A 26,368-nucleotide genomic window follows, 5' to 3' on the forward strand; every position below is an offset into this window, starting at 1 on the left:
TAGAGGTTTAATTGCAACGACAATTAAGCTAGTCAGACCATTGAGAGAAAATACATGCGGGCTTCACTGCCCGCATGTATATTATACATAATTTAAAATTTGATAGTGGCGCTATTATCAGTTAAATCAGATAACGCAACACCTTCACGGCGCGGATCAGCGCCACCATATAAGGTATTATTTTTAACTTCAACTGCGTGTAAGCCTGAGTTTAAATCAATAATACGTACATTGTGGCCGCGTTTAGTAAGCGCAGGCGCAATGGCTTCAATGGTTGTGCCTTTTTCAAGGCTGGTGTAATCGTTACGATTTGTTGTACGCGGTAAGTTAATGGCGTCTTGCGCTGATAAATTCCAGTCAATAACACCCACAACAACTTGTGCAACGTAATCGATGATACGGCTACCACCAGGTGAGCCTACGATTAAGCGTAAGCTACCATCTTTATTAAATACCATTACCGGTGACATAGAGCTACGCGGGCGTTTACCAGCCTCTACACGGTTTGCTACAAGCTTGCCGTTTTTACGTGGCGATAACGAAAAGTCAGTTAGTTGGTTATTTAAAATAAAGCCATTAACCATAACCGTAGAGCCAAACGCCATTTCAATTGAACTGGTCATCGAAACGGCATTACCTTTACTATCTACAATAGATACATGTGAGGTAGAAGGTAACTCGTATGAATCATCCATTGCATAACTTAAGTACCCTACAGGATTACCTGCTACGGCTTTTTGGTCTGTTTCGGTAATTAATTTAGCGCGTGAGGCAATATAATCTTTGTTTAAGAGCTCTTGTGTAGGTACTTGAGTAAAATCGGGATCGCCCATGTACATATCGCGATCGGCAAATGCAATACGCGAAGCTTGGCTAAAGTAATGAATCGCCTTTTCGCCATTTGGCTTAAGTGCGCTCATATCTTTATGTTCAAGCAAGCCAAGCATTTGCAGTACTGCTACGCCGCCACTACTTGGTGGTGCCATAGAACACACGTTATAAGCACGGTATTGAATACATACCGCATCGCGCTCTTTACTTTTATAATCTGCTAAATCTTGTACGCTTAATTTACCAGGGGCAATTTTAGAGTGTTGTACCGCATTAACCATTTGTTTTGCATTTTCGCCTTTGTAAAATGCATCAATGCCCTGCTTTGCAATGTCTTTGTACAAATCAGCAAGTGGTTGATTCTTTTTAACACTACCCACTTCAATTAATTTACCATTTGGGTAAAAGTATTCGTTAATAATCGGCATACTCAATACACCAGGGTTTAATTGGCGTGCTAATAAGCCATGTAAACGCGGCGAAACTACAAATCCTTGTTCTGCAAGTTCAATAGCCGGTTTAAAAAGCGCTTCCCACGGTAATGTACCGTATTGTTTATGTGCGCTTGCAAAGGCATGTAAAATACCGGGTACACCAACAGAGCGTCCACCTACTACGGCTTCAATCCATTTAACGGCTTTACCGTGTTTATCTAAAAACAGTGTTTCGTCTGCATTTGCAGGTGCAGTTTCGCGGCCATCAAAACTAGTCAATTTATTGTTAGCTTTGTTGTAATACATCATAAATGTACCACCGCCAATACCTGAGGATTGCGGTTCAACTAAAGTAAGCACTAGTTGAGTAGCAATGGCAGCATCTACGGCACTGCCGCCTTTGGCTAAAATTTGTTGACCGGCTCTTGAGGCATATGGATTTGCCGCAGCAACCATGTATTTATCACCTTGCACTACTTTTTTATGGATTAATCCAGTAGCAGCTTCAGGTTCGCGAGTTTCAATTTGAGTTGCTTGCTGTGCAAATGAAGGCAGTGATACTGCGCACAGTCCAATGGCAAATAATGAGTTAAGTTTAAAATGCATAAAAATACTAAAAACACTTAATTACGTAGTTGTATTTGGCATCTTAAAGTTAAACGGGCACAATATGCAAAAATTTTGACTAAAAAAATATAATAAAATGCTTAATTTACCTATTCAACCTCGTTATATATTACCGCCTATTATTCTGCTGCTTTTTAGTACCATTTTTGCTGCATTTGATTTAAATAATTTACTTGAATTTAACCGAAGCCTAATTGATGATGGCGAACTGTGGCGAATCTTTTCAAGCCAATTTGTTCATGCTAGTTGGGCTCATTTGGGATTAAATGCCAGTGGTGTTTTATTAATATGGCTTTTACATGGCGAATACACATCACCTACTCGCTACGCTTTTAATACAACTGCGCTAGCACTGTGGTGTGGACTCGGCGTGTATTGGTTTTGCCCAAGCATACATATTTATACCGGATTAAGTGCCCTACTGCATGGTGTAATTATTTGGGGTGCAGTTAAAGATATAACTGTAGGGCTTAAGTCAGGTTATTTATTATTTATAGGCGTATGGATTAAAATAGGGTTTGAACAATTTAGCGGCCCTAATGCTGATATAGGAAAGCTTATTAACTCCACTGTGGCTATTGATGCACATTTAATTGGTGTTATTGGCGGGACTTTACTTGCAATACCATTGGCTATAGAGCTCTTTAAAAAGAACTTTAAAAAGCAAAAATAAAGTTAGATTGTGTTCAATCCAATAAAAATGCCGCATTAGTTAACTAAACTAATGCGGCATTTTTGTTTTTATACTTTAAGAGTTAAAGATTAAAGTGTTTCTTTAAATAACTTATGAATACGGCGGTATTCGTCTAACCAGCTTGAAGGCTGTACAAAACCATGTGGTTCAACAGGAAATATAGCTGTTTCAAAGTTTTGTTTTTCAAGCTCTATTAAGCGCTGCACTAAACGTACTGAATCTTGAAAAAACACGTTATCGTCAACCATTGGGGCATTAATTAATAAACGTTTGTTTAAGCCCTCAGCGTAATAAATTGGCGAGCTGCGCTCATACGCAATCGGGTCAACATCAGGATGGTTTAATATATTAGCTGTATAACCTGTATTGTAATGTGCCCAATCGGTAACAGGTCTAAGTGCCGCACCCGATTGAAACAACTCAGGCGCGGTAAACAATGCCATAAAGGTCATAAAACCGCCGTAAGAGCCACCATAAGTACCGACTGCTTTGGTATCAACGTTGGCATTTTGCGCCATCCATTTAACGCCATCGGCTAAATCTTGTGTTTCAGGTGTTCCCATTTGACGATAAATCGCGGTACGCCAATCACGCCCGTAACCTTTAGATGCGCGGTAATCCATATCCATTACTATGTAACCTTCATCAGCGAGCAATGAATGGAACATAAATTCACGAAAATAAACCGAAAAACCCATGTGTGAATTTTGTAAGTAACCCGCGCCGTGGTTAAAAATAACCGCTTTACGATTTTTACCTACTTCACCCTCAACGTAATCAGCTGGGTAGTACACTTTTGCATATATTGGTTGATCAGTATGGCTCGATGGCACAGCAACAATTTTAGGGGCTGTTAGCTTTTTAGCTAAAAACTCATCCGACACAGTATGCGTTAATCGCGTTGCTTTTGTATTGGCTTTAGCATCTGCTACGTAAAGCTCATTAGGCATAGTAATTGTAGAGTGCTTAAGGAGTAACTTGGTTTCATCTGGGCTCAACGTGTAATCGGTCATGCCATTTAAGTCAGTAATTTGCTCGCTATTACCTGTTTGCGGGTTAACGCGGTAAATTTCGTACAGACCTGGGTGTTCAACATTCGCTTTATAATAAATTGCGCTGTCGTCACTTGTAAGCGTTAAGTTAGAAACCTCAAATTGGCCTTGTGTTAGCGCGGTTGCACTACCATTAACTGGTTTTTTATAAAGCTGGCTGTAACCCGACTCTTCCGATAGGTAATAAAGCGTGTTCGAGTTATGTAACCACCCAAAGTCGTTAAACGCATAAGCAATCCATGCGTCGTCATGCAGGCGATGTTGCGACACAAGTTTGTTGTTTTTAAAATCTACAGTAGCAAGCCAACGGTCTTTGTTGTCCCATGCTTCGAGCATGATAGCCACTTGCGAGCCGTCATCGTTCCATACTATTGGGCTTTGCTCAAAACCCCAGTCCATAATAAGGTTAATACCACGAGGTGCCTTTTTGGACTTATATGTTTTACCATCACGTGCATAATTTTCTTTTTTAACTGCGGCTAAAACATCTTCGTCAAAGCCCGGTAAGGTATTAAAGCTAAGTGATGTTTGCTCTTTGTTAGTTAAATTGATGTAGACAAGCTTTGAGGTTTCTTGTTTAGCATCTGCAACACGGCGGCGTGCTTTTTTAGGCTCAATGGTTGCATCATTAGTGATATAATTTGGCATAATATCGCCATCACCACGCCAATCAGTTTGCTTTTGTACAACGACTAATAACGCATCACCATTTGGCGAAAGCTGTGCTTCTGCAACTTTATTACCGTCACCTAAGTAGTAAGCCGTATTAGCAATTGAATCGTTTTGTTCATTAACTTGCTCACTGCGCGCTTGCTTATCTTTTTTATTTTTTTGTTGAAGCGCCACAAATTTAATCAATTTATGCTGCTCTTTAGCAATATACGTGCTGGGCTCTTCAATACCTTTTGGCTCATCAGCAAGTTTTAAGTTAGCAAGCTCGCTCGTTAAGCCTGTTTTTAAATCAACTTTAAAAAACACATTGCCTTGGCGGTAAACTAAATCGCCGTTATTTAAAAATTGTGGTTTAGATTCGCTCGCTGATGTCGCTGTAATTTGCTTAAGTTCACCGGTTTTTAGGTTTTTAACAAACACATTGCCTTTAAACGTGTAGGCCGCCATTGTTTTATTTTTTGAATAAACAGCTTTATTTGAACCCACAGTATGAAGTTTATTAAGTGCTACCTGCTCTGCTGTTTGGCTAGTAACCGATTGGCTAAATAAATCGCGTAGTGTATTACCTTGCTCTTTTTGAGCATAAATAATAGTAGCCGAATCGCTAGCCCAATAAGCGCTCTCTGGCTGATTGCCCATCCAATCCGGATCGGCCATTGCTTGTTCTAGCGTTATTTTTTGTGAGCCGATATCTGCTGGCGTGTTTACAACCGCAGCAACCGATGTTGCTGGTAAAGCACTTTGCTGTGTTGATGAGGTGTTAGCGGTCGCGCTACAACCTGCAAGCATGACACTTGAGGCAACAGCTAAGGCCACTAACGTTTTAGATGAAGAAAAATTAAAAATCATAGTGCTTCTATACGGTTATTATAATTAAGCCGTATTTAAGCAGAAGCACTTAAGTTATTGCAATTTTTTTAGATAAATAGCCATTAAACAGGGTAAAGCTCAGTTTACTAGCGCTTCTCTTGTTAACAGGCGTTATTCAATTACCAAATCAAGCCACACCAGTCGGTGATCGCTCGATGCGTTTCTATCTTTAATTAAGCGATACACACTACTCGTTTTAGTAGGCCAAAACACCCCACCGTCCTTAATTTTTAAGCCATAGTTTGACGGTAAAACGTAATCAACACGGGCTTGCCAATTAGCACTGTAATTTTGTGCATAAGGCACATCATACTGCTCTTTAGCACCTTCACTTTTTGGAACAAAGTGAGCATTTATTAATGGGTTTTTAAGTAATTGGTCGGTGGTATTTGTACGGGCTTTGTCCCCCTCAGGGGCTGCATTTAAATCGCCTAAAATAACAAAACGAGAGTGAACTTTTAAACCGCCCTTTTCGCCTTTATCGTCATAAATATACTTAGCATTTGAAACGTAATCGGCAATTAATCTTACTTCATCGTGGTTACGCTTGCCGTTTCTATCCTCTTCACCGTCAAATACAGGCGGTGTTGGGTGAGATGCAATAACATGAATTGTTTTATCATTAATGCTGATAGGTAAATCCCAAAACGATTTAGAACTGAGCCTAAGTGCTTGCCATTCTTGTGCGTTATACCAGTTTTCACCTGTTTTAGGCATTACAGGCATTTGTGCATTTGGCATGTCTTTATATTTAAAGGTTTGAAGGGTTCTTACTTTATCAAAATTAATTGGGTATTTTGACAAAATAGCCATGCCATAATGCCCTTCAAAAAAGCCAAAGCCTTGTGCATCGCCCATCACGCCATTTTTTTTGCCATCGTTATCTAAATCAAACTCGGTAGCTAGGCCTGTATTTACTGGTGCAATATAAGAGTAAGGGTAGTTAATAGCGGCTTGTTTTTGCTGACCTACATTTAAATAATGCTGATTAAAGTATTCAATGCCTTGCTCTTTTGGGATGTAATCAAATTCGTTAAGTAAAATAATATCAGGGCGAACACGCTGAATAATTTCCGCTATGTTCTTAATTTGCTGGTGGTTAGCTTTAAGTGCATTAACTAAAGCATCACTTTTAACTTGCTCACCTTTAGGCGTGTGATTAGTTGCATCCATACTTACATTAAAAGTTGCAACACGAAGAGATTCCGATGCAAATGTATTTAAGCTAAATAATGCAGTAATGGCTAGCACACCAGATATTGTTTTTAGTTTCATTGTTTTACTTCACAAATTTAAAATTAGACTTTAACAGTATTACATATTCAAAGCCCATTTTTATGACAAAAAAATACCGGCTTAAGCCGGTATTTATATAAAGGTATGATAACTATTCACTGAGCACTAAATTGGCAGCTGCTTTTAAAATACCAGGATAATCTTGCTCTGGTAGGTACTCTGTAAGTTCACCAAGTTTGTCTGCAAGCTCACTCATATTAACAGCTGATACATTAATATGGCCCATTTTACGACCTGGTTTTGCAGTTTTACCGTACCAATGGCTCGTTACATCAACCGTTTTTAATACTTCACTTGGAATACTTGGTTGGCCTAATACGTTTATCATCGCGGTAATGTGTTTAAGCTCTGTATTACCAAGCGGTAAGCCTGCAACAGCGCGCATGTGGTTTTCAAACTGCGAGCAATGGCAACCTTGTTGCGTCCAATGGCCTGAGTTATGTACGCGCGGTGCAATTTCGTTAACGAGTAACGTGCCATGTACATCAAAAAACTCAATAGCTAACACGCCAACGTAGTTAAGCTCATTTGCTATTTTTGTAAATGCATCGTTTGCTTGCGCTTCAACACTTTGATTATTTTTACCAGCAATAGAAAGCGTTAACACACCATTAGTGTGCTCGTTTTCTGTTAGCGGATATATAGCAACATTACCGTGTTTGTCGCGCGCACCAATGATAGATACTTCACGATCAAACGGGATCATTTTTTCAGCAATAATCGTATGTGGCGCAAGCTCGGTGCCTGATGCAATAAAATCAGCCATTTGTGACCAAATTTCGTCTATTTGATCATCCGATTTTAAACGCCATTGGCCTTTTCCGTCGTAACCCGCTTGGCATGTTTTAATTACAAGAGGTTTACCTAGAGTTTTAACGGCAAGTTCTAAATGCGCTTTTTCAGTAATTAATTGGTACGGCGCACAAGTTACGTTTGTTTTATCAAGCAATGCCTTTTCAAGCGAGCGATCGCCACCGGTTTTAATAGCGGCTTTTCCTGGGTAAAACTTATTACTGTTACAGCAAAGTGTTAGTACGTCATCAGGAATGTGTTCAAACTCGGCAGTAATGGCATCAGCGTTTGATATTGCTTGCTCAAGCGACGTGTTATAAATGTCACCAGTTAGCGGGTGCATAATTTGTTTACTGCCTACATCGTATGCAACAACGTTTAAATTAAGCGGCGCGCCTGCAAGGCTCATCATACGTGCAAGTTGCCCTGCACCTAATATTAAAATATTCATTATTACTCTGCAGGGTTTGGATTAGCTAATATAGTGTCGGTTTGAGCTTTACGAAACGCTTCAATTTTTGCAAAAATTTCTGGATTTTGACATCCTAAAATTTGTGCAGCTAATAAACCCGCGTTTGCTGCGCCCGGCTCACCAATTGCAAGCGTACCTACCGCAACGCCTTTAGGCATTTGGCAAATAGATAAAAGTGAATCAACACCATTTAATGCTTTTGATTTTACAGGTACGCCAAGTACAGGAAGCGACGTAAAAGCAGCTGCCATACCAGGTAAATGCGCTGCGCCGCCAGCACCAGCAATAATAACTTTAATACCACGTTCTGCGGCTGAACTTGCGTAATCAGCAAGTAATTGAGGAGTGCGGTGTGCAGACACGACTTTGGTTTCGTACTTAATGCCAAAATGCTCTAGCATAAGTGCTGCATGTTCCATGGTTGGCCAATCTGATTTAGAACCCATAATAATGCCAACAGTCATAAATACTCCTCAGTAATGTATTTTAAAAATAGCGGACTTATGTCCGGTTTTAGGCGGGTATTATACCCAAACCAAGTTTAATTGCGACTCACAAAAACAAAAAAAGCCATGTTTAAACATGGCTTTTTAGAGTTAACGGGTAAATAGCTAATTAAGCTTCTTTACTCGCTAGGTATTCTGCGTAGTTGCCTCTAAAGTCGATAACTTTACCGTCTTTAATTTCCCAAATTCGGGTTGCAACCGATGATACAAACTGACGGTCGTGGGAAACAAACATCAATGTGCCCTCGTAAGCTTCAAGGGCTAAGTTAAGCGCTTCAATTGATTCCATATCCATGTGGTTAGTTGGCTCATCCATTAACAATATGTTTGGCTTATGCATCATAATTTTACCAAACAACATGCGGCCTTGCTCACCACCTGAAATTACTTTAACTGATTTTTTAATATCGTTTTGAGAGAATAACATACGGCCTAAGAAGCTACGAACCACTTGCTCGTCGTCGCCTTCTTGTTGCCATTGCTCCATCCACTGAAACAAGTTCATGTCGGTTGCAAACTCATCAGCGTGATCTTGCGCGTAGTAACCAATATTCGCGTTTTCTGAGAACTTAAACTCACCAGCTTTAGGGGCTAAGCGCCCTGCTAATGTATTAAGTAATGTTGTTTTACCAACACCATTTTCACCAATAATAGCAATACGTTCGCCAACTTCTACTAAACCTTCAAGTCCAGAAAACAACGTATTGTCGTCAAAACCTTGTGTTAAGTTTGTCATTTCAAGTGCGTTTCTGAATAACTGCTTTTCTTGATCAAAACGGATAAACGGCGTTTGGCGTGAAGATGCTTTAACTTCGTCTAATTGGATTTTGTCGATACGTTTAGCGCGCGATGTTGCTTGCTTAGCTTTAGATGCGTTAGCAGAGAAACGAGATACAAACTGTTGAAGTTCAGCAATTTGGTTTTTCTTTTTCGCATTTTCGTTAAGTAATTGCTCACGTGCTTGCGTTGCTGCAAACATGTATTCGTCATAATTACCTGGGTAAATACGAAGCTCGCCGTAGTCAATGTCGGCCATGTGTGTACACACAGAGTTTAAAAAGTGACGGTCATGCGAGATGATTATCATGGTACAGTCGCGCTGATTTAACACGTCTTCTAACCACTTGATGGTGTAAATATCCAAGTTATTAGTAGGCTCATCAAGTAGCATAATGTCTGGGTCTGAAAACAATACCTGTGCAAGTAGCACGCGCAGCTTAAAACCCGGTGCAATTTCTGACATTGGGCCAAAGTGTTGGTCAGTGCCAATACCTACACCTAATAAAAGCTCACCTGCTTTAGATTCCGCAGAGTAACCATCCATTTCAGCAAATTCAGTTTCAAGATCGGCTACTTTCATACCGTCTTCTTCACTCATTTCAGGTAAAGAGTAAATACGGTCACGTTCTTGTTTGATTTCCCACAGCTCTTTGTGGCCCATAATTACGGTATCGATTACTGAGTATTCTTCGTAGGCAAACTGATCTTGATTAAGTTTAGCAACGCGTTCGTTAGGATCAGTACTTACATTACCTGAAGACGCTTCAAGCTCACCACTTAAAATTTTCATAAATGTTGATTTACCACAACCATTTGCACCGATTAAACCGTAACGGTTACCATCGCCAAATTTTGCTGAGATATTTTCAAATAATGGTTTAGCACCAAATTGCATGGTGACATTAGCTGTACTAATAATAGCGCTACCCTCCAAAGGAGTAATGATGTATTTAAATTGCGCGCAGTTTAAACCAAAATGGCCTGTTTTTCTATGAAAGTTTAAAAGCAAACCACTGCGTTTTAGCCATTTATTATGGCTATGTAGTTAGTAGTAAAAATAACGGATTAGATTTAATGGTTTCGTTAATTTTTATTCAACTTATTCTAATTAAAATCCATAAAGTATGTTTTATAAACAGGCATAAGAGATTAGAAATTACGATACAAATTAGAGTAAAAACACTTTTAACGTGTTTGTGTGTCTACTTAACTCATTTTTGTTCACCCTGTAATAATAAAAAGTTATATTTATAAAAATAAAGTACTTTTAGGGCTTTTACACTAGTTACTACTTTTTAACCAAGATGAAATTAATTCAAATTACAATTTTTATACATCGCTAATTTCTCATCCTATTTACCTATCAAATCATTAAAAACATAAACTTTTGCAACACCTGAAAAACAAAATTAACCTTTAGTGAATATCCGTTAAGTTTAACGGTTAATTTTATTGAGTATTTTTCACTTTTGAGCCGTTTATTGCTTTGTTAGTCTTCGAATCTGAATTTTTACCTACGTAAAAAATTGACCAATTTACACAGGGCAACACACAAGATGAGCAAAAAATTAGCGACGCTTATTAGCGCAAGTATTGTATTCGCACCCGCTGTTTCGGCAGTAGAATTATACAAAGATGACAAAAATACTGTTGAAGTTGGTGGATATCTTGATGTGCGTGTTATTAATACACAAAACGAAACCGAAGTTGTTAATGGTACTTCGCGCATTAACTTTGGATTTACCCGAAAGCTTAAGAAAGACTGGACCGCACTCGCACTCGTAGAATGGGGTGTAAAACCTGTTGGCAGCAGCGATATTATTTATAACAATCGTTTTGAGTCTATCCAGGATGAGTTTTTGTATAACCGTTTAGGTTACGCAGGGCTTTCGCACGAAAAGTACGGGCAACTAACTATTGGTAAACAATGGGGTGCATGGTACGACGTAGTTTACGGCACAAATAATAGCTTTGTATGGGATGGTAATGCGGCTGGTGTTTACACCTATAACAAAGACGATGGCGCTGTTAATGGCACTGGCCGTGGAGATAAATTAGTGCAGTACCGCAATAGCTATAACGATTTTAGTTTTGCAGTACAAGCGCAGCTTAAAAACAGCGAATTTTATACCTGTGACGTCACCGACATTTCAGAAGAAGAATGTGAAGCACTTTGGAACTCTGGCGATAGTGCAGCCCAAGAAGTTGAATTTAATTACACATTTGGGGCGTCTGTAACTTATACCCCAACTGACATGCTAACACTTACAGCAGGTGTTAACCGTGGTGAGTTTGATTTAACGTTTGGCGATGGTTCTACTCGCAATGTTGAAGATTTAATTTATGGTGCAGGTATTATGTGGGGCAACATTGATGAGCCCGGCCTATACGTTGCAGCCAACGTAAATAAAAACAAAAACCACGACACAGATAACATCGGTCGCTTAATTAAAGACGCAATCGGTGTAGAAACATTTGCATCTTACCGCTTTGATAACGATTTTCGCCCTTTTATTGCCTACAACGTGTTTGATGCCGGTGATGATTACGTAATTCAGCCAAACTTTAACGCCGACCCAGACGATATATTTAAACGTCAGTTTGCTGTTATTGGCCTTCACTACTTAATTGACGAAGACACTATTGCCTACGTAGAAGCACGTAAAGACTTTAGCGACTTTGAAAGCGATAACGACGATCAACAAGCACAAATGGAACAGTCGGAAGATGACGGTATAGCATTTGGTTTTAGATATAAGTTTTAAATATAAGTTTATAAAACGACTACAACTTCCCTAAGCACAACCCTTTTAGCCCTTTTAACTTTTTTAACTGGGCTTTTTTTTATTCCGCCATACTTTTTTCAATACTCAATTTTGCATTTAAGGCTATTTCAAAAAAGGCATTAACAGCCGCATTGGTATCTGCTTTTTTAATTTGTAATAGCACCATTCACGATGCCCCTATTTTTTTACGTTTACCGTTTTTCTGCTCATTACAATGAGCGGGGAAAACTTTAATTAAGCACTCATAGTCCACACTCGGCATTTATATTTTTAGTGGATGTAGTTATCGCAGGCTTTATTATTTTGATTACTTTTTTCTAATTTGACTCTATTGCTAAGTTTAGCGTTATAGTAATATTTAGTATGATGTGTTCTTTTGCTGTAAAGCCACCAGCCAATTTATATTAACTGCATTAAGAGTATATAAGATGGTGAAACTATATTGAACTTGCAAAGTACTGACACTGCTTTTTACTGATCACAAAGGCGAAAGGCTGATTAAAAGCAGTAACAAATAGATGTGTATATGCTCATGGGTACTGACGGTATTCTAATTTAATAGTTGTGAACTGTATATAAAAACAGTATGTGTAATTACTGTGCAAAAATAATTTAAACCAACCTTTCTTTGTAAGTCGTTAATAATAAAGCTGATTCGTTGTCATAAATAGATAAAACAACGATAACTGTATATGTATACAGTTATCACTTAAACCTATCTAACCTACTTTTTAATAAACGTACTATAACCAGCTAATGCCTTAGCCACACTAATTGATGGATTATCTGAATGCTCAGCACCTTTGTTTCTAGCACTTTGCCACACAAGGTTATTGTTAGGGTTGGCTGTTAAAGCGGCCTCTAAATTACTAAACGCTTTTAACATTAGCGGATGCTCTGCCCCGCCCACCGAGAGATATAAATAAGTAGACGACTTAACTTTGTTATTTTGAGCACTTAAAAACGCTTCTAAATTATTAACTACGGTCATATCGTCATACCAAGCCGCTGGGCTAAAAGCAAAATAGCCATTAAACAATTCAGGCTTTGTATGCAGTGTATAAAGTACAAAGCTACCACCTGCCGAAAAACCACTTAATACACGGTTATTACTAAGCTTATATTTTACCGATAAATACGGAAGTAACTCAGTTTCAATAAACGCTAAAAACTTGTCGGCTTCACCATTTGGTTCAATAAGTGTTTCATGCTCTGGACGCGCTTGTGTATTTACATCTTGGCGGGCATAAGGAGGTACTAAATCGCGATTACGTGTATCAGTAAAAAATAAATTAGGAATAGACACCAATATAGCCTTATCCCCTTTTTCGCTTTTAGCTTGTTTTGTAAGTGCTTTATCCCATGTATCTAAATTAAAGTTACCATCGGTTTTAATAATTAACGGATACGCTTTTTTAGGATTGTAATTAGTCGGTAATCTTATAAACACTTTGCGCGACTCATTAAGCACGCTTGAGTTAATTGTTACATCTGTATAGGCCGATACATAATGGTTGTAATAACGTATCGCTAAAATACCAATAGCAAAAATGACTACGGCCAAACTTAAATTAATAATATAGTGTTTTGTTATTTTTATTGCCATACGGCATTCCTTTCAATGTTTAGGAGTTATTTAACCAAGCTTAACCCATTGTTTTATTTCAAGTGCGGTCATAATAAGCTCAACCGAAAACGCGGCTAAAATCATCCCCATCACACGCGTTAAAATAGACGCGCCGCCAATACCAATTAACTTAATTATTTTACCCGAAAGCAGCAACAGTATTAATGTAATACCCAACACACCAATTGTAACAAGCGCTGTGCCTATTTGAGTAGTAATTGGGTGTATATGGTTATCGGTAAGTAGTATTACCGCCAAAATAGCGCCAGGAGTCGCCGTTGCAGGTATAGCAAGCGGAAACACGGCTATATCGTGATCGGGGTCTTGTTTGGCTTTATTAGAATCGTTTCCAAAAATCATTTGTAGGCCAAACAAAAACAATATAATTCCGCCCCCTAACTGAAACGATACCAACCTAATTCCCATCTCATTAAGTATTAGTTGCCCTATTAAAATAGACCCTAATAATACGCCCCCAGCATAAAGCACCGTTTTAAATGCAGTTTTACGACGTTGTTGATCAGTTAAATGAGAAGTAAGCGCAGCAAACAGCGCCATTGTGCCTATAGGGTCAATGGTCGCCCAAATTACAAGCGCATCTTGAGAGAGTTTTTCTAGCATATAAAATCCTTGTTAAGCGTAAATGTTTAATAAAACACGGGTAACAAATTCATTTGCTTACGCTTAACTATAATAGAAAGCCGCTATTTTTTGTATTTTATTTACTGAGCTTTAAGGATTGAGGATTGAAAAAAGGTAAGCACTTATAATTGCCGTCTTGAGTTAAAGTGATTTATGCCAAATAGAATTTTCTCTTAAACTAAACCCTAGTTTCATAAGTAAATTATGACAACGTGCATTATGTGCGCTCACCTCAGCCGACAAATGTTTAAGCGCAATATGCTTAACTAGAGTTTCAATAAAACCGGTCACCACTTCAAACATTACGCCCTTATCCCAAAAGTCAGGATGCAGCTCAAATCCTATAAACGCACTACTTTTACACGGGGTTACATTATAAAGCCCACAAGTACCCATTAACTTTCCAGATATATTATGTTCAATTGCAACTCGAATTACTTCACCTTCGTAATATGCACTAATATCATCTTGTATTAATTGCTTGATTTGCGTTTTGCTAAGTGGTGTTTCGTAGTCGTTAAATTCTGACACGTGCGGGTGATTTAAAATATTAAATAAACACGCTGCGTGTTTGTGGGTAACTAAACGCAGCGTAACGCGCTCAAGCTTTGTGGTGTTAAACATTTTATTTAAGTGGTTAGTTAAATTAGCTCTTTATGGGCACGCATTATTAACTTACCATACCCTATTAACAAGCATTATCTTTAAAGCAAAAAGAGTAAGAGAACGTAATGAGTGACGATTTTAAAGTAATACAACCCACTACCACAGTATATTGCCCAAAGCGCGGCGAAGGCTGGACCTTAACAGGCATTACTAATATTAACGAGTTTACCTCAGTAATGTTTGACGGCACACGCTATACGCTTCCAGCACGCGAAATAGTAGAAGAACTTCTTCCTAACCAATTAGCGCGTGAGCAAAATAGCTAACCAAACACATACACAGTAAAAAGGCTGCAATTTTGCAGCCTACTATCTAATTAACGAGTTAAAATGCATCGTCTTCGCTGTAAACATTAACGTTTAGCTCGTCATCATTTTCAAATACCACAAACGAAATAGGCTTACAGCACACTTGGCAGTCTTCTATGTATTGCTCATCAATATCTGCTGCATCAAGTAATACTTCTATACTTTCTCCACAATAAGGGCAGCTTATTGATGTTTCTGTTAACTGGTTCATTTATCACCTGCTAATTTATATCACGGATGTTGTCACTTTAATGAACACGTAAGCATAATTCAACACCCCATTAAATAACGCATACTTGGCTAACCCAATTAAACCGTGCTACTAACTTAAATAGTGATCTTGTTACTAGCCTTATCCCTATAAAACTTGTCAAAGTGCAATATTTTTCACCATAGATAAGTTGGCCAGCCCTCTACAATGAAATTGTATTAGCACTTAGCGGGTCTAACTTTATAAGTATTTATAAACTCACAGTACAGATGGATAATTTTATGAAAAAATCACTTACGCTTGCATTAACATCTGCCGTTATTTTGTTTAGTACATTTTCCCATGCAGCTAAAACCGAAAAAGCCGTTCTAGCTGGAGGTTGTTTTTGGTGTATGGAAAGTGACTTTGAAAAGCTAGAAGGCGTAACCGATGTAATATCGGGCTTTACTGGCGGTAAACTTAAAAACCCGACATACAATGGTAATCATAAAGGCCATTACGAGGCCGTAGAAATCACATACGATCCGTCCATAGTAAGCTATCAGGGCATACTTGATCATTACTGGGTAAATATTGATCCCTTTGATGCAAAAGGCCAATTTTGTGATAAAGGCCCTAGTTACTTAAGCGCTATATTTGTACAAAACGACGAACAACGTAAATTAGCCGAAAAAACAAAAGCTGCAGTCGTTGCCGAGTTCCCTAATCAAACTGTGGTTACACCTATACTAAATGCAAGCACCTTTTACCCTATAAAAGGGAGGGAAAGCTTTCATCAAGATTATTACAAAAACAATCCAATCCGATACAACACCTATCGTTGGCGTTGTGGTCGCGACAGCCGCCTAGAAGAAATTTGGGGCGACAGAGCAACCCATTAATCGCGTTTAATCAGGTAATCCACTGTAAAATATTAAAAGGCTGATTTAATTATCAGCTTTTTAATATTTTAGTTATTGCGAGATTCTTTAATAAATCGATATCTAAATTCAGATAAGTAACCAACAATGCTAACAAGCAAAGCTGAATTAAAATCACCTCTCACAAGCTGTGTCCAAACATTTCCCTCTCCATTAAAGCTAATGTAAATAACCATAATAAAAGCAACAAACGCTGAAACTTGATACATCCAAGAATATTCACCAAAAAATTTCTGTGTCACACTTTTTTCTTTTAATTTATCTTCCACAATTAATCTCCATTTTATATTGCTATTAAATCCTAGCTATAACATAGGCAAAATAAGGAATTTATAATAAAGGTTTATTTATACACCGTCTATTTCATAAAGCCTTTGTTATTAAGCTAAATGCTTGAATAGCAAATAGGATACATGTCACTTCGCTTTAAGTGGACAGCACTGCTTGACTTAAGATACTCAGTTTTAGGATTCATTATCAATAAATAGTATATTCTGTTTCCTAAAGCAGGCTGTTTATCTACTAAATCAAATACAATAAATTGCACTCCTAAATTGATATAAACAAAATTCAACAACTGGAGTTACACAAAATGTTTGCCAACCAATTACAACTAGCGCGTGCTCTAGAGTTACCAACACGACAAGCCATGCTTTACCGTGAACCAGCAGTACAAAACTTTTGGATAAACAACACTGACCTAATTACAAACGCGTGGAGCGAATGGGAAGCAACATCAATAGATAGCTCAACGTTTACGCTAGACGACACACTACTTGATAAAAACCTCCGTGAAGCAGTAAAGCAAGCATGGGAAGATCCATCAAAAGAGCTGGCCGTAAAAGCGTTATTACACGAAGTAGCGCCTGATGTGTTTCAATTTCAATTTTTTGATCCAGAGCGCCTAGCAGTATTACGCGGATATTTAGAACAAGTATGGAATTCGCAAATCCCTATGCGCCCGCCATACGGCATAGTGTTAAATCGCCGTGGTGCCATGCTTGATAGCCGATCAGAAGGTTATTTAGCCGCGCCAAGCTTTCAGGCATTTTATAACGAAATACTAAACACTTATATGCGCCCTATTTCACGTATGCTGTTCCCGGAAGTTATGGGGTTTGAAACACAAACATTTGGCTTTTCAATTTATTATGAGCCAAATACAGATTCGTCAATTCGCCCACATACCGACGCATCAGCTGTAACGCTTAACATTAACATAAATTTACCAGGCGAAGAGTTTACAGGATCACAAGTGGACTTTTATCACCCGTACACAGGTAACATTAAATCACTTACCTTTAAGCCTGGTACTGCCATGTTACATCGAGGCAATATTGCACACGCAGCCAAGCCTATTACCAGTGGCGAGCGAACTAACTTTGTATTGTGGTTGTATGGGGATCGCGGTCGATTACCAGCACAAGGCGCACCACGCATTCCTGTTGATGCTAAACAGCGCTGGACTAACCCAAACAAACCAAATGATGGCTATGCACCATTTTAAATAATCGCTTTAAAGTTTTAAATACATTAAATACAAATGGCTGCCTAATTTAAGCAGCCTTATAAAAATAAAGCTCATCCAGTAACCAACACGTTTTAAGTTTAGTAATATTAAAAAAACCGCCCTATTCATAATCTATATTGTCGCCACTTATAACAATAGATAACACAAATTTTCCGCCTTGCTTTTCTTATGTCCCAGTACTTCGCTTAACAAAGTACAAAATTTAGGGGGATGTCATGTTTTTTTGTATTTAATTGATAAGCCACTGTAATGCTTAAGTTGGTAATTTAATAAATTGTGCTATCTTTTTACTATCTACATTATAAAAATACGAGCTAACATGTTGTTCCGAGGTACAATTGCCATAGCAATATTGGCAATTTCTGCTGCTAGTAAAACCTATGCAAACGACATAGATGTACAATTTAGTGGTTTTGCATCCTTAACACTCAGCTACACGGACGATTCAGATATTGGCTTTGCATCGAGTTATTCCAATGTCAACGAATCTGGTTTTTCAGCAACGCGAGATTCAATTTTAGGTGGGCAGGCTAATATATCACTCTCAAAAAATTGGGACTCTGTGTTTCAAGTAGTTATTCAAGATCATGCCTTTAAAAGCTTTGATAATTTTTTAGAGCTCGCCTTTGTGCGCTATCGCCCTACCCGTCATTGGGCTATTCGTGCAGGCAGGTTAAATAGCGACCTTTACTTACTATCGGAATACCCTTACGTAGGATATGCCTATTTATGGGTGCGCCCGCCTCATTCGTACTACTCGTTTGCAAACATTGCAGGAAATTTCGATGGTGTAGATGTGGAATACAGCAAAGCAATTAACGACGGTTTTTTACGTTTAAAACTTGCTTATGGTAGTACAACAGCCAAGCTACAAGCCTATAATGACGACTTTTTTATTGATTTTGATAACTTAACAACCCTTAGTGCAACCTACTCTTTAGATGCATGGACAATGCGTTTTTCGTTATCAAGGTCAAACTTTGGCGATTATAAACTAACCGCGTTGGACGAATTTATAACCGCACTCGATTTAGTACCACAAAGTGTATGGCCGCAAGCACAAAGTATATCTAACAAATTTAACACCAAAGGCAACAGCATAGAATACGCAGCCTTTGGCGTTACTTACGATAATAATAATTGGCTTATTCAATCTGAGTTAGGTATTTCAGAATCCGATTGGATAATAGCTCCATCTGTATTTAGCACTTATATTAGTGCGGGCTACAGAGTAGATGATGCAATATTTTACACAGGCTTTACGGCAGCTAAAAATCGCCATGATGTAGTTGAAGTAAACAGCCCTATTTTCCCACCAGGTACTCCTGAGCAGTTTTCAGTACCCATACAACAACTCGCGGTTGCCACTCAATCTTCAGTTCAAATTACAAATGTTCACCAGCACTCTATTAACGTAGGCGTAAAATGGCACTTTTCGGATCGTTTAGTATTTAAAGCGCAGTTAGACCGCTTTGATATAAAGCCTCAAGGTGCGGGGCTATGGAGCCTTAGCAATCCTGCTGATGCAAATAAAAGCAACAAAGTACATATACTCAGTTTAAATGCTAGTATGGTGTTTTAGTTATGATAAGCGCTCGTAATCTAGGTCTTAATGTAATGATCCCCTTATGCCTGCTTTTTGTGAGCTTTTATGCTAAATCTACAGAGTTTGTTGTAGTGGTAAATAAAAGCAACGCAGTTAACGCATTATCAAAACGGGAAATAATTGATATTTACATGGGTAGGTATTTAACTTTTCCTGATGGTGAAACGTCAAAGCCACTCGATTTGCCCGCCCAATCAGCATTAAAAAACGATTTTTACTTAAAACTGGTCAATAAAGACGAGCAAAAAATAAATGCGTATTGGGCCAGGTTGTTATTTTCTGGCCGTGCAAAGCCCCCTACACCTTCGGCATCCGTTGAAGATGCAATAAATAAAATTGCAGCATCACAATTTGCTATTGGCTACATTCCGCTATCGCAAGTTACAGATGCAGTAAAAGTGGTATACACATTTGATTAAAATTATTAGCCAAAAACTCTACATACGCGTCGCTATATCAATTGCGTTAGTTGCTATTGTTGTGTCTTTAGTCTCATCTATGCTCTCTTATTACTCAGGCTTTAAAGAGAAAAAAAATACAAATTACCTACTTGTTCAACAGTTAGCGCAAACAATGGAAAAAACAGCCGCTATTGCCGCTTACTTAAATGACAAAGAATTAAGCCAAGAAATTATTAACGGCCTACTCAGTAACGACTTAGTGCAAGGTGCAAGCCTAGAAGGAGAAGTAAACCCTAAAGGAGAGATAGATTTATTTATAGCAAAAGGCTCTACTAACAAAAAAAATGAAGCTGTTTTAATTAAATTAGTTCACCCCTTTATAGAAGACACTTTTATAGGTGTACTTGCCATATACCCTGACGATAACTTTATTGAACAACAAGCACAGTCAGCGCTTATAAAAGAATTTATCTTAATGCTGATTCAATCCATTGTTATCGCATTTTTTGTATCGCTGGTAGTTCAGCGCTGGCTTACACAACCAATTCAAAACCTAACCGACAGCTTTGCTAAAATAAATCCAAGCGAGCCAGAAACCCTTAAAATGCTAACCTTCAAGCAAGGCAAGCGGGACGAAATAAGCCGTTTAACCCAAGGTATAAATGCCTTAATGCACGAGCTACATTTAACTATTAGTAATGAGCAAACACTGCGTAAAAAAACTCAAGAGCTAGAAGCTAAATTTAGACTTATTTTTGAACAAGCCAGCGCAGGTATTTGTTTACTAGATGACAAAAACATTATCACCACCTTTAACCCTGCATTTAAGCATTACTTTACCGTACCCGGCGAAGAAGAATTACCAACCTTGCATTTTCCTGAGTTACTTAGCAATGTAGACGAATTACAAAGCCTACTGGCAGATATTCGCTCTGCTAAAAACCCACCACAAACCACCTTAGATGTAGAGTGTAAAGTTGGCTATAAAACGGTATGGTTTCATTGTTTATTTGTAAGGTTAACAGACCAAAGAGATACCAAACGAAACCCCAAACAAGAGCAGCTAGTAGAAGTAATTTTACACGATGTGACCGAGCGCGCAGAACGCGAACAGCAAACCCGCTTTGAAGCCGATCACGACCCACTCACTGGCTTATTAAACCGACGCGCCGGTGAAAAACGCCTTAAAAAAGCACTACGTGAATGTATTAAACATAATGAACATTTAGTGCTTATGATGATTGATTTAGATAACTTTAAACCCATTAACGACACCTACGGACACGAAGCTGGTGACAAAGTGCTAATTGAAATAGCGCACAGATTTAAAACACTTTTTCACGAAAAAAACGACATGTGTATCCGCCTAGGTGGTGACGAATTTATTGTTGCGCAGCAAATTAAAACCTACGATAAAACGGCAACACAACAAAAAGCAATCGCCTTACTAAATGAGCTACAACAGCAGGTTAGTATTTCAAACACAAAAACATGCGCAGTAGGTGCAAGCATAGGAATTGCAATAGCCCCATATGATGGTAATGAACTACATCAATTAATGCACAACGGTGATAAAACTCTTTATCACGTAAAAGAAACAGGCCGAGGGAAAGTTGCCTTTTATGACGATATAAAAAATTAGATGGCGTGAATTAGTAACTACATAGTAAATGCTATAATGTTTTTATGGCTTTCAAATAGTCTTTATTATAAAAATAAGCCGCTAACCCAAAATAAGAAATAGCACCTAAATAAGCAATTGGAAAGTGTGAATATACACTGAGGTAAATAAGCAATAATATAAAAAACAGACTAATGCTAAAGCAAACCACTGCCAAAAGCCTGCCTAACCAACATATAGATTGGGCTGCAATATTTAAAACAAACAAGGTAATAGCACCAAGTATTACATACACTAAAGTGTTTAAATCTTCCCCATGCGCTAAACCATCTTCGGTATAGTACATCATGTAATGAGCAAGCGGAGTCAGTGCTAATAAAGCCCAGAAACCATAACTGCTCCAAGTTGATGAGACAAAATAGTTACTACCAATGTCAGGCGCAGGAAACGATGCTTTATATCTATTTTGGTTCATGTGGATTCCAGTTAAGCCGTTTTATATAAGTTGATAGCTAGGCTTTTATTTAAAACACAAAAGGCCAATAGACAATAAAAACTGTCCGTATTATTGATTTTTATAAAAAAATTACAACTTGATTGCTCTACTAACCACAAAACAGAATAACAATTGTACTATTAGTAATTAATCAAAGTAATAAAAAATCTAATTAAAAAGAATATTGAACAATAAACTTTTCAATTGATAGAATGCCCTACTTTTTCCCATAAAGAGATACAATGGCAAACTTCAATACTCATCTTAATACTGCCGTAATCATCACAGGCTTAGCCTCAGCCACCTTACTATCTGCAAGCCATATTGATTTAAAGGGCGCACTCTGGCTTTGGTTTTTAGGCTCAATTGGCGGCTTATTGCCCGACATAGATTCAGATAACTCAACATCACTCGATACTATTTTTAACTTATTCGCACTCAGCGCTGTATTACTGGTACTGCATTACATAACCACCGAGCTCATTATTGAAATTAGCTTTATCGAGTTAATCGTAGTGCCGTTATTGGTTTACGGATTTATGAAATACATTATTAGACCCATTTTTGAATGGATCACAGTACACAGAGGTAGTTGCCACTCTTTACTATTTATACTGTTATGCGCGCTATTAACAACTCAATTAACATGGAAACTGAATGACCAATCAACCACACAAGCAGCCGTCTTTGCCTGGTTAACGGGTGGGTTTATTTTACTCGGCGGATTAATTCATTTATTGCTGGATGAAATTTACAGTGTAGATTTAAGTAATGTCACAATTAAACGCTCTTTCGGAACCGCTTTAAAAATAGCTGACTTCGATAATAAACTAATTACGCTAGCTTCAATTATTGCCATTGCAGGTTTAATCTATGTTGCCCCTCCCACAGAACAAACTATTACAGCGTTAAGTGACTGGTCTCATTTTACGTTTTTATCTTAACGCCGTAAGTATTAAGCCGTTTAACCACATACTCAAAATTAATGCCCTCTTGATAATTAAGATAGTTAAACATTGATTTACTAAGAGGGTATGAGGCGCTGCGCTTTTAGAGGGCATAAATGGCTTGAACCTAAACGATTTCCCAATTTAAGTTTTGAATAAAACCAAAATTTGAGCCTATTTGTAATTAATTATTATTTTTATAGGTTTAAGTGAAATAATTAAATAGCTTTACCTGTCTTATAGGCTAAGTGTAAAAGCTAATTAGCTAAAAAGCTCCCTGTTTGACGTATTCAAACCTGTCGAATCTTTTTAAAGCATTAAATATAAAATTATAAGAGGTAAATAATGGAATTTACGAATAAACGCACCACTCTAATTACGGCATCTTTATTGTTGGTATTGGCGTTAACACAGGCTGTTTTTACTGCCCTTTACAGTGCAGAAATTAGTTTTTCAAGGCAGTATGCATGGGGACTAGAAGCCGTAGTTTTCACTCTACTTGTTGCCTTAGCGGGTTCTGCTATGGTGCAAGCACAAAACGCTCAGCTAGGATGGTCGGCTATAACATTTAGCGCAATTCTTAACATAGTACAGGTAAGCATTGGCCTTACTTTGTTTTCAACATTTGGAAAAGTAGCGGGTGCCGTAGAAGGCGCACAACCTTTAATTGGTGGCGTGGTTTCTTTGTCATTCATGATTTACTACGCAGCTAAATTATTATTGGGATTAGCAGCACTTGTTTTTGGCCTGTCTTTTATCGCTAAAGGTGGCAAAGCAATTGGCGGGCTTACTGCCTTAGCAGGCGGAGTTGCAATGCTTGCCAATGCTATATTAATCATCTTTGGCCGTGATGGATTCCTTCCATCAGCTGTTGCTGGCGCTTCAGGCATGATTGCAACGTTAATATTAGCAATATGTTTGATTAGTCTTAACCGTAAAGCAGACTAAGGTTTAATAGCTTACTAGTAATGTGCTTATTTAAATAAGTTATAAACATCGGCGTGTATTAGAGATCTAATTCGCCGATGTTTTACGTTTAAAGTGACGCCCACTTTCAACTTAAAGCGTTCGACTACAGCTTCCCAAGTTAATGCCCTCTTCGTAATCTAAAGGCTAATTCACAAAGAGGATATGAGGCGCTTCGCTTTTAGAGGACAAAATAGCTTAAAACAAAAAGTTTTGCTAATTTAAGTTTTGGTGATTGGAGCCAATAGCTGACTTTATTAGCTAAAAACCCCATCAGCATGTGTTAATCAAAAAAACCGAGTGAGTTTAGTAGTGCGAAAAAAGCCCCGAATAAACCTGAAAGAGTCAATGACCAATAGAAGATACAACCAAGTACCCTATCGAATATTGTTGTATTTTCGTATAAAGCAGAAGAGTTTGCATACATAAATGCAAACTTACTCTTTTCAACCTTGAGCATCCATTTCCTTGGTAGTGAGAATACTTTAGCAACATTTATGATATCCCAGCCACTTATATACTCCATACCAAGAAGCTCTTTGGTATTTGGATTTTTCCTTAATTTGCGTACAGTAACTTGCCCAAAAAAAACATATAAAACTGCACTAAGAAGGCAACCAACTAGAAAAATAACAAATAAGATTTTTTCAATATCCATTAAGAGTCAAACCACTTCATAATTTCGTCGTATAAACTACCGCTATTTTTCTTCGTATAATCATTAATTTCTATTGAGGCGGCCGCCGCAGTTCCTGCTACTGCCAATCCCCCAATAACAAGCCCAACCCAGCCGACGGGAGTTGCTACAACTAAAAAAGTTAGAGCAGCAGCCCCCGCGTTAACAACACCGATACCAGTAGCAGCACTTGCAATAAAACTATTTGATTCTACGAACATTTCGCGCTCCCAATTATCACCAGCTTTGTAGGTGTTATGTATGTTACCCACCCGACTACCAAAATCAATTACAGCTAAACCATTTCCTAAAAACTTAGAATACTTTGTAAATTTAACAACATTATCTGCATGAGTAGGGGTTATTAAGTCCAGCTTAGCAACATTACGGCTGCTCCTAGCTATATTTGCCCCCCTTGAAAAGTTTGTCATAGGTGTACCGCGTTTAGATTGGATTTGGTTTGTAACTGCTTTTACTTCCAATCTAAATTTATTTTGCATTTTATCAAAAGCAAGCTTTGCTTTTTGTTTAGCCGCAGCTTTATATGGTGATTTAGACTTGATGGCTTGACGAAATTCGAGCAGTGATTTCTGATAATCACTTACTGCATCGGCAAAATCACCAACTCTTTTAGAATAGACACTAGTCGAAGTGCCCATCAGCCCTATATTAAATTCATTTAATTTTGCAACCATACCAAACCAAACAGCCACCTTAATTGAACAAGCAGAACTATGCCAAAAAATTCGCTCTTCAGATTAAGAATTTATCTTTTATTGCTGGGTCACTTTTATTTCATCCGTTAAATAAGTCATTAGCCCTATTAAACCTAAATTACACACATGAAAATAACTGCATAATGCAGTTATGATTTATTACTGAATAGCTTTACTGAGTAGCTTAAGTTTTATGCGAGTAACTTTTCGCAATTACTAATATTTGATCGCCGTTTACGCTTTAAATTTTCACAGTAACTTGCTTGTGAATTGGGTCTTCCTACCGCACCATGGAATACGCGTGTAAATTGCGTAGTGAGTTTTAACCAGTTTTCTGGGGATATGTTTAGTCTTTCGAGTAAAGGAAGGGTCATATTATCAATATGCCCGCGTTTATCCTCTCGTATTATTCGCCCTGTTAGCTCAACGAGTTCAAGGTACGATTTAAGCTCAAACGGCAGTCCTTTAGGCATAATCTGACGTGGCATGCCTGCAAAACGTAGTAACTGCTTAGGTTGCTTACCTTCTGCCGCGCATGTTAAGCGATTCTGTACACTGGTATGGTCTGACTCTTCTGGGGTGTTAGCTATTTTAGCTCTAATGGGATTTAAATCAACATAGGCCATACAAGCTGCAAGTGCTGCTTCATCTAATAATGCTTGAGACGTAAAGCGCCCTTCCCAGAACCTCCCTGTGCAGTTATCTTCTTTATTTGCTCTTCGCGCAATGTCTTCATTTAACAACCGCATAAACCAGCTGATACTTGCTAGGCGTTCGCGGTATTGTTTAACCGTTTGATTGAAAAATATGAGCTCAACTTTACTTAACTTTTCACCTCGTACATATTTCTGCGTCAACAATGTTCCTTTACACAGTTTATGCCAGCGAATAACAATCGCTTTATCATTCAACCTATTTGCTCGGTTATCATCTACATACAGGACTAAGTGAGTGTGATTACTCATAACAGCATAAGCACACACATCAATACAAAATACCTTTGCTAATTCAAGCAGCTTATCTTCAACCCACCCTCGTCGATGCTCGTAAGATTGACCAGTAAAACGGTCTTCTCCACATAAAAATGCACGACGAACACAGCGTGAAATACAGTGATAATATTTTTGTATCAACCAAACTTATTTGACGCTTTCTTGCAATTGCCATAAGACACCCTGCTCGTTTTTTGCACTTCCAATTAGAATCTAGGCGTTTAAAGTGC

At 38.1% G+C, this 26,368-nt stretch carries 24 protein-coding genes and 1 pseudogene; 10 read left to right on the forward strand and 15 right to left on the reverse strand.

Annotated features, from left to right (window positions below; translation table 11 throughout):
- Nucleotides 1–92 precede the first annotated feature (92 nt).
- Nucleotides 93–1,871, reverse strand: a complete 1,779-nt coding sequence (ggt, locus tag GQR47_RS02190; protein WP_165723467.1) for a gamma-glutamyltransferase — start codon at nt 1,869–1,871, stop codon at nt 93–95.
- A gap of 97 nt (nt 1,872–1,968) precedes the next feature.
- Between ggt and rrtA the strand changes: the two genes are divergently transcribed.
- Nucleotides 1,969–2,565, forward strand: coding sequence for a rhombosortase (gene rrtA / locus GQR47_RS02195; protein ID WP_024595379.1), 597 nt, complete (start codon nt 1,969–1,971; stop codon nt 2,563–2,565).
- 89 nt (nt 2,566–2,654) lie between these two features.
- On the opposite strand, the gene GQR47_RS02200 is transcribed toward rrtA, so the two are convergent.
- From GQR47_RS02200 to GQR47_RS02220, 5 genes are all read right to left on the reverse strand, one after another.
- The gene (locus tag GQR47_RS02200) at nt 2,655–5,159 is read right to left on the reverse strand and encodes a prolyl oligopeptidase family serine peptidase (RefSeq protein ID WP_165723468.1); all 2,505 of its coding nucleotides are present in this window, start codon (nt 5,157–5,159) and stop codon (nt 2,655–2,657) included.
- Nucleotides 5,160–5,291: 132 nt separating this feature from the next.
- Nucleotides 5,292–6,455 (reverse strand): endonuclease/exonuclease/phosphatase family protein, encoded by a 1,164-nt coding sequence (locus GQR47_RS02205; RefSeq protein ID WP_165723469.1) that lies wholly within the window; start codon nt 6,453–6,455, stop codon nt 5,292–5,294.
- A 112-nt stretch (nt 6,456–6,567) separates the two neighbouring features.
- Nucleotides 6,568–7,719 (reverse strand): 5-(carboxyamino)imidazole ribonucleotide synthase, encoded by a 1,152-nt coding sequence (locus GQR47_RS02210; RefSeq protein ID WP_024595103.1) that lies wholly within the window; start codon nt 7,717–7,719, stop codon nt 6,568–6,570.
- Nucleotides 7,720–7,721: 2 nt separating this feature from the next.
- On the reverse strand, nt 7,722–8,204 hold the full coding sequence (gene purE, locus GQR47_RS02215; protein WP_002962540.1) for a 5-(carboxyamino)imidazole ribonucleotide mutase: 483 nt from the start codon (nt 8,202–8,204) through the stop codon (nt 7,722–7,724).
- Nucleotides 8,205–8,355: 151 nt separating this feature from the next.
- The gene (locus GQR47_RS02220) at nt 8,356–9,945 is read right to left on the reverse strand and encodes an ABC-F family ATPase (RefSeq protein ID WP_076914937.1); all 1,590 of its coding nucleotides are present in this window, start codon (nt 9,943–9,945) and stop codon (nt 8,356–8,358) included.
- Between the two features lie 637 nt (nt 9,946–10,582).
- Between GQR47_RS02220 and GQR47_RS02225 the strand changes: the two genes are divergently transcribed.
- Nucleotides 10,583–11,791, forward strand: a complete 1,209-nt coding sequence (locus GQR47_RS02225; RefSeq protein WP_024595101.1) for a porin — start codon at nt 10,583–10,585, stop codon at nt 11,789–11,791.
- A 745-nt stretch (nt 11,792–12,536) separates the two neighbouring features.
- Here the strand turns inward: GQR47_RS02225 and GQR47_RS02235 are convergent.
- From GQR47_RS02235 to GQR47_RS02245, 3 genes are all read right to left on the reverse strand, one after another.
- A complete protein-coding gene (locus GQR47_RS02235; protein WP_024603556.1) occupies nt 12,537–13,418 on the reverse strand; it encodes an alpha/beta hydrolase-fold protein in 882 nt (293 codons plus the stop codon).
- Nucleotides 13,419–13,448: 30 nt separating this feature from the next.
- Entirely contained in the window at nt 13,449–14,060 is a 612-nt protein-coding gene (locus GQR47_RS02240; RefSeq protein WP_024596818.1) for a MarC family protein, read from the reverse strand.
- A 162-nt stretch (nt 14,061–14,222) separates the two neighbouring features.
- Nucleotides 14,223–14,705: a GNAT family N-acetyltransferase gene (locus GQR47_RS02245; RefSeq protein WP_024596819.1), complete on the reverse strand. Its 483-nt coding sequence runs from the start codon at nt 14,703–14,705 to the stop codon at nt 14,223–14,225.
- Between the two features lie 107 nt (nt 14,706–14,812).
- Between GQR47_RS02245 and GQR47_RS02250 the strand changes: the two genes are divergently transcribed.
- Complete coding sequence (locus GQR47_RS02250; RefSeq protein WP_002962626.1) at nt 14,813–15,013, forward strand: hypothetical protein; 201 nt, start codon at nt 14,813–14,815, stop codon at nt 15,011–15,013.
- A 58-nt stretch (nt 15,014–15,071) separates the two neighbouring features.
- Here GQR47_RS02250 and GQR47_RS02255 read toward each other — a convergent pair whose 3' ends face one another.
- On the reverse strand, nt 15,072–15,266 hold the full coding sequence (locus tag GQR47_RS02255) for a CPXCG motif-containing cysteine-rich protein (RefSeq protein ID WP_002962627.1): 195 nt from the start codon (nt 15,264–15,266) through the stop codon (nt 15,072–15,074).
- 281 nt (nt 15,267–15,547) lie between these two features.
- Between GQR47_RS02255 and msrA the strand changes: the two genes are divergently transcribed.
- Nucleotides 15,548–16,147 (forward strand): peptide-methionine (S)-S-oxide reductase MsrA, encoded by a 600-nt coding sequence (gene msrA / locus GQR47_RS02260; RefSeq protein ID WP_154903088.1) that lies wholly within the window; start codon nt 15,548–15,550, stop codon nt 16,145–16,147.
- Between the two features lie 68 nt (nt 16,148–16,215).
- Here the strand turns inward: msrA and GQR47_RS02265 are convergent, their stop codons facing one another.
- Entirely contained in the window at nt 16,216–16,455 is a 240-nt protein-coding gene (locus GQR47_RS02265; protein WP_002962631.1) for a hypothetical protein, read from the reverse strand.
- Nucleotides 16,456–16,778: 323 nt separating this feature from the next.
- Here GQR47_RS02265 and GQR47_RS02270 point away from each other — a divergent pair, with 323 nt between their 5' ends.
- The 4 genes from GQR47_RS02270 to GQR47_RS02285 all read left to right on the forward strand — a co-directional run bounded on the left by GQR47_RS02270 (nt 16,779) and on the right by GQR47_RS02285 (nt 21,366).
- The gene (locus GQR47_RS02270) at nt 16,779–17,693 is read left to right on the forward strand and encodes a 2OG-Fe(II) oxygenase family protein (RefSeq protein WP_154903087.1); all 915 of its coding nucleotides are present in this window, start codon (nt 16,779–16,781) and stop codon (nt 17,691–17,693) included.
- Nucleotides 17,694–18,036: 343 nt separating this feature from the next.
- Nucleotides 18,037–19,299 carry a hypothetical protein gene (locus GQR47_RS02275; RefSeq protein WP_029753094.1) on the forward strand — a complete coding sequence of 421 codons (1,263 nt, stop codon included), beginning with the start codon at nt 18,037–18,039 and terminating at the stop codon, nt 19,297–19,299.
- Between the two features lie 2 nt (nt 19,300–19,301).
- Entirely contained in the window at nt 19,302–19,742 is a 441-nt protein-coding gene (locus GQR47_RS02280; protein WP_154903086.1) for a hypothetical protein, read from the forward strand.
- Nucleotides 19,735–21,366: a sensor domain-containing diguanylate cyclase gene (locus GQR47_RS02285; protein WP_154903085.1), complete on the forward strand. Its 1,632-nt coding sequence runs from the start codon at nt 19,735–19,737 to the stop codon at nt 21,364–21,366. Before GQR47_RS02280 ends, GQR47_RS02285 begins: the two co-directional genes overlap by 8 nt.
- Nucleotides 21,367–21,397: 31 nt before the next feature.
- On the opposite strand, the gene GQR47_RS02290 is transcribed toward GQR47_RS02285, so the two are convergent.
- Nucleotides 21,398–21,820, reverse strand: a complete 423-nt coding sequence (locus GQR47_RS02290) for a hypothetical protein (RefSeq protein ID WP_024594971.1) — start codon at nt 21,818–21,820, stop codon at nt 21,398–21,400.
- Nucleotides 21,821–22,083: 263 nt separating this feature from the next.
- Between GQR47_RS02290 and GQR47_RS02295 the strand changes: the two genes are divergently transcribed.
- Nucleotides 22,084–22,785, forward strand: a complete 702-nt coding sequence (locus GQR47_RS02295) for a metal-dependent hydrolase (RefSeq protein WP_024603213.1) — start codon at nt 22,084–22,086, stop codon at nt 22,783–22,785.
- Nucleotides 22,786–23,133: 348 nt separating this feature from the next.
- The gene (locus tag GQR47_RS02300) at nt 23,134–23,736 is read left to right on the forward strand and encodes a hypothetical protein (protein WP_024594624.1); all 603 of its coding nucleotides are present in this window, start codon (nt 23,134–23,136) and stop codon (nt 23,734–23,736) included.
- Nucleotides 23,737–24,037: 301 nt separating this feature from the next.
- Here GQR47_RS02300 and GQR47_RS02305 read toward each other — a convergent pair whose 3' ends face one another.
- The 3 genes and pseudogenes from GQR47_RS02305 to GQR47_RS02315 all read right to left on the reverse strand — a co-directional run bounded on the left by GQR47_RS02305 (nt 24,038) and on the right by GQR47_RS02315 (nt 26,313).
- Nucleotides 24,038–24,412, reverse strand: a complete 375-nt coding sequence (locus GQR47_RS02305) for a hypothetical protein (RefSeq protein ID WP_024594623.1) — start codon at nt 24,410–24,412, stop codon at nt 24,038–24,040.
- On the reverse strand, nt 24,412–25,125 hold the full coding sequence (locus GQR47_RS02310; protein WP_240915847.1) for a hypothetical protein: 714 nt from the start codon (nt 25,123–25,125) through the stop codon (nt 24,412–24,414). Before GQR47_RS02310 ends, GQR47_RS02305 begins: the two co-directional genes overlap by 1 nt.
- Nucleotides 25,126–25,337: 212 nt before the next feature.
- A pseudogene (locus tag GQR47_RS02315) lies at nt 25,338–26,313 on the reverse strand (transposase).
- Nucleotides 26,314–26,368 lie beyond the last annotated feature (55 nt).

The sequence above is a fragment of the Pseudoalteromonas sp. Z1A2 genome, assembly GCF_011378755.1.
GTDB classification, from domain to species: Bacteria; Pseudomonadota; Gammaproteobacteria; order Enterobacterales; family Alteromonadaceae; genus Pseudoalteromonas; species Pseudoalteromonas distincta.

Excerpts from the sequence above, each read along its gene's own strand:
- GQR47_RS02275 (WP_029753094.1), top strand. The coding sequence starts at position 18,037 with ATGTTGTTCCGAGGTACAATTGCCATAGCAATATTGGCAATTTCTGCT.
- rrtA (WP_024595379.1), top strand. The coding sequence starts at position 1,969 with ATGCTTAATTTACCTATTCAACCTCGTTATATATTACCGCCTATTATT.
- msrA (WP_154903088.1), top strand. The coding sequence starts at position 15,548 with ATGAAAAAATCACTTACGCTTGCATTAACATCTGCCGTTATTTTGTTT.
- GQR47_RS02205 (WP_165723469.1), bottom strand. The coding sequence starts at position 6,455 with ATGAAACTAAAAACAATATCTGGTGTGCTAGCCATTACTGCATTATTT.
- GQR47_RS02240 (WP_024596818.1), bottom strand. The coding sequence starts at position 14,060 with ATGCTAGAAAAACTCTCTCAAGATGCGCTTGTAATTTGGGCGACCATT.
- GQR47_RS02235 (WP_024603556.1), bottom strand. The coding sequence starts at position 13,418 with ATGGCAATAAAAATAACAAAACACTATATTATTAATTTAAGTTTGGCC.
- GQR47_RS02270 (WP_154903087.1), top strand. The coding sequence starts at position 16,779 with ATGTTTGCCAACCAATTACAACTAGCGCGTGCTCTAGAGTTACCAACA.
- GQR47_RS02290 (WP_024594971.1), bottom strand. The coding sequence starts at position 21,820 with ATGAACCAAAATAGATATAAAGCATCGTTTCCTGCGCCTGACATTGGT.
- GQR47_RS02200 (WP_165723468.1), bottom strand. The coding sequence starts at position 5,159 with ATGATTTTTAATTTTTCTTCATCTAAAACGTTAGTGGCCTTAGCTGTT.
- GQR47_RS02210 (WP_024595103.1), bottom strand. The coding sequence starts at position 7,719 with ATGAATATTTTAATATTAGGTGCAGGGCAACTTGCACGTATGATGAGC.
- GQR47_RS02250 (WP_002962626.1), top strand. The coding sequence starts at position 14,813 with ATGAGTGACGATTTTAAAGTAATACAACCCACTACCACAGTATATTGC.
- purE (WP_002962540.1), bottom strand. The coding sequence starts at position 8,204 with ATGACTGTTGGCATTATTATGGGTTCTAAATCAGATTGGCCAACCATG.
- GQR47_RS02305 (WP_024594623.1), bottom strand. The coding sequence starts at position 24,412 with ATGGATATTGAAAAAATCTTATTTGTTATTTTTCTAGTTGGTTGCCTT.
- GQR47_RS02280 (WP_154903086.1), top strand. The coding sequence starts at position 19,302 with ATGATAAGCGCTCGTAATCTAGGTCTTAATGTAATGATCCCCTTATGC.
- ggt (WP_165723467.1), bottom strand. The coding sequence starts at position 1,871 with ATGCATTTTAAACTTAACTCATTATTTGCCATTGGACTGTGCGCAGTA.
- GQR47_RS02295 (WP_024603213.1), top strand. The coding sequence starts at position 22,084 with ATGGCAAACTTCAATACTCATCTTAATACTGCCGTAATCATCACAGGC.
- GQR47_RS02225 (WP_024595101.1), top strand. The coding sequence starts at position 10,583 with ATGAGCAAAAAATTAGCGACGCTTATTAGCGCAAGTATTGTATTCGCA.
- GQR47_RS02245 (WP_024596819.1), bottom strand. The coding sequence starts at position 14,705 with ATGTTTAACACCACAAAGCTTGAGCGCGTTACGCTGCGTTTAGTTACC.
- GQR47_RS02310 (WP_240915847.1), bottom strand. The coding sequence starts at position 25,125 with ATGGTTGCAAAATTAAATGAATTTAATATAGGGCTGATGGGCACTTCG.
- GQR47_RS02255 (WP_002962627.1), bottom strand. The coding sequence starts at position 15,266 with ATGAACCAGTTAACAGAAACATCAATAAGCTGCCCTTATTGTGGAGAA.
- GQR47_RS02300 (WP_024594624.1), top strand. The coding sequence starts at position 23,134 with ATGGAATTTACGAATAAACGCACCACTCTAATTACGGCATCTTTATTG.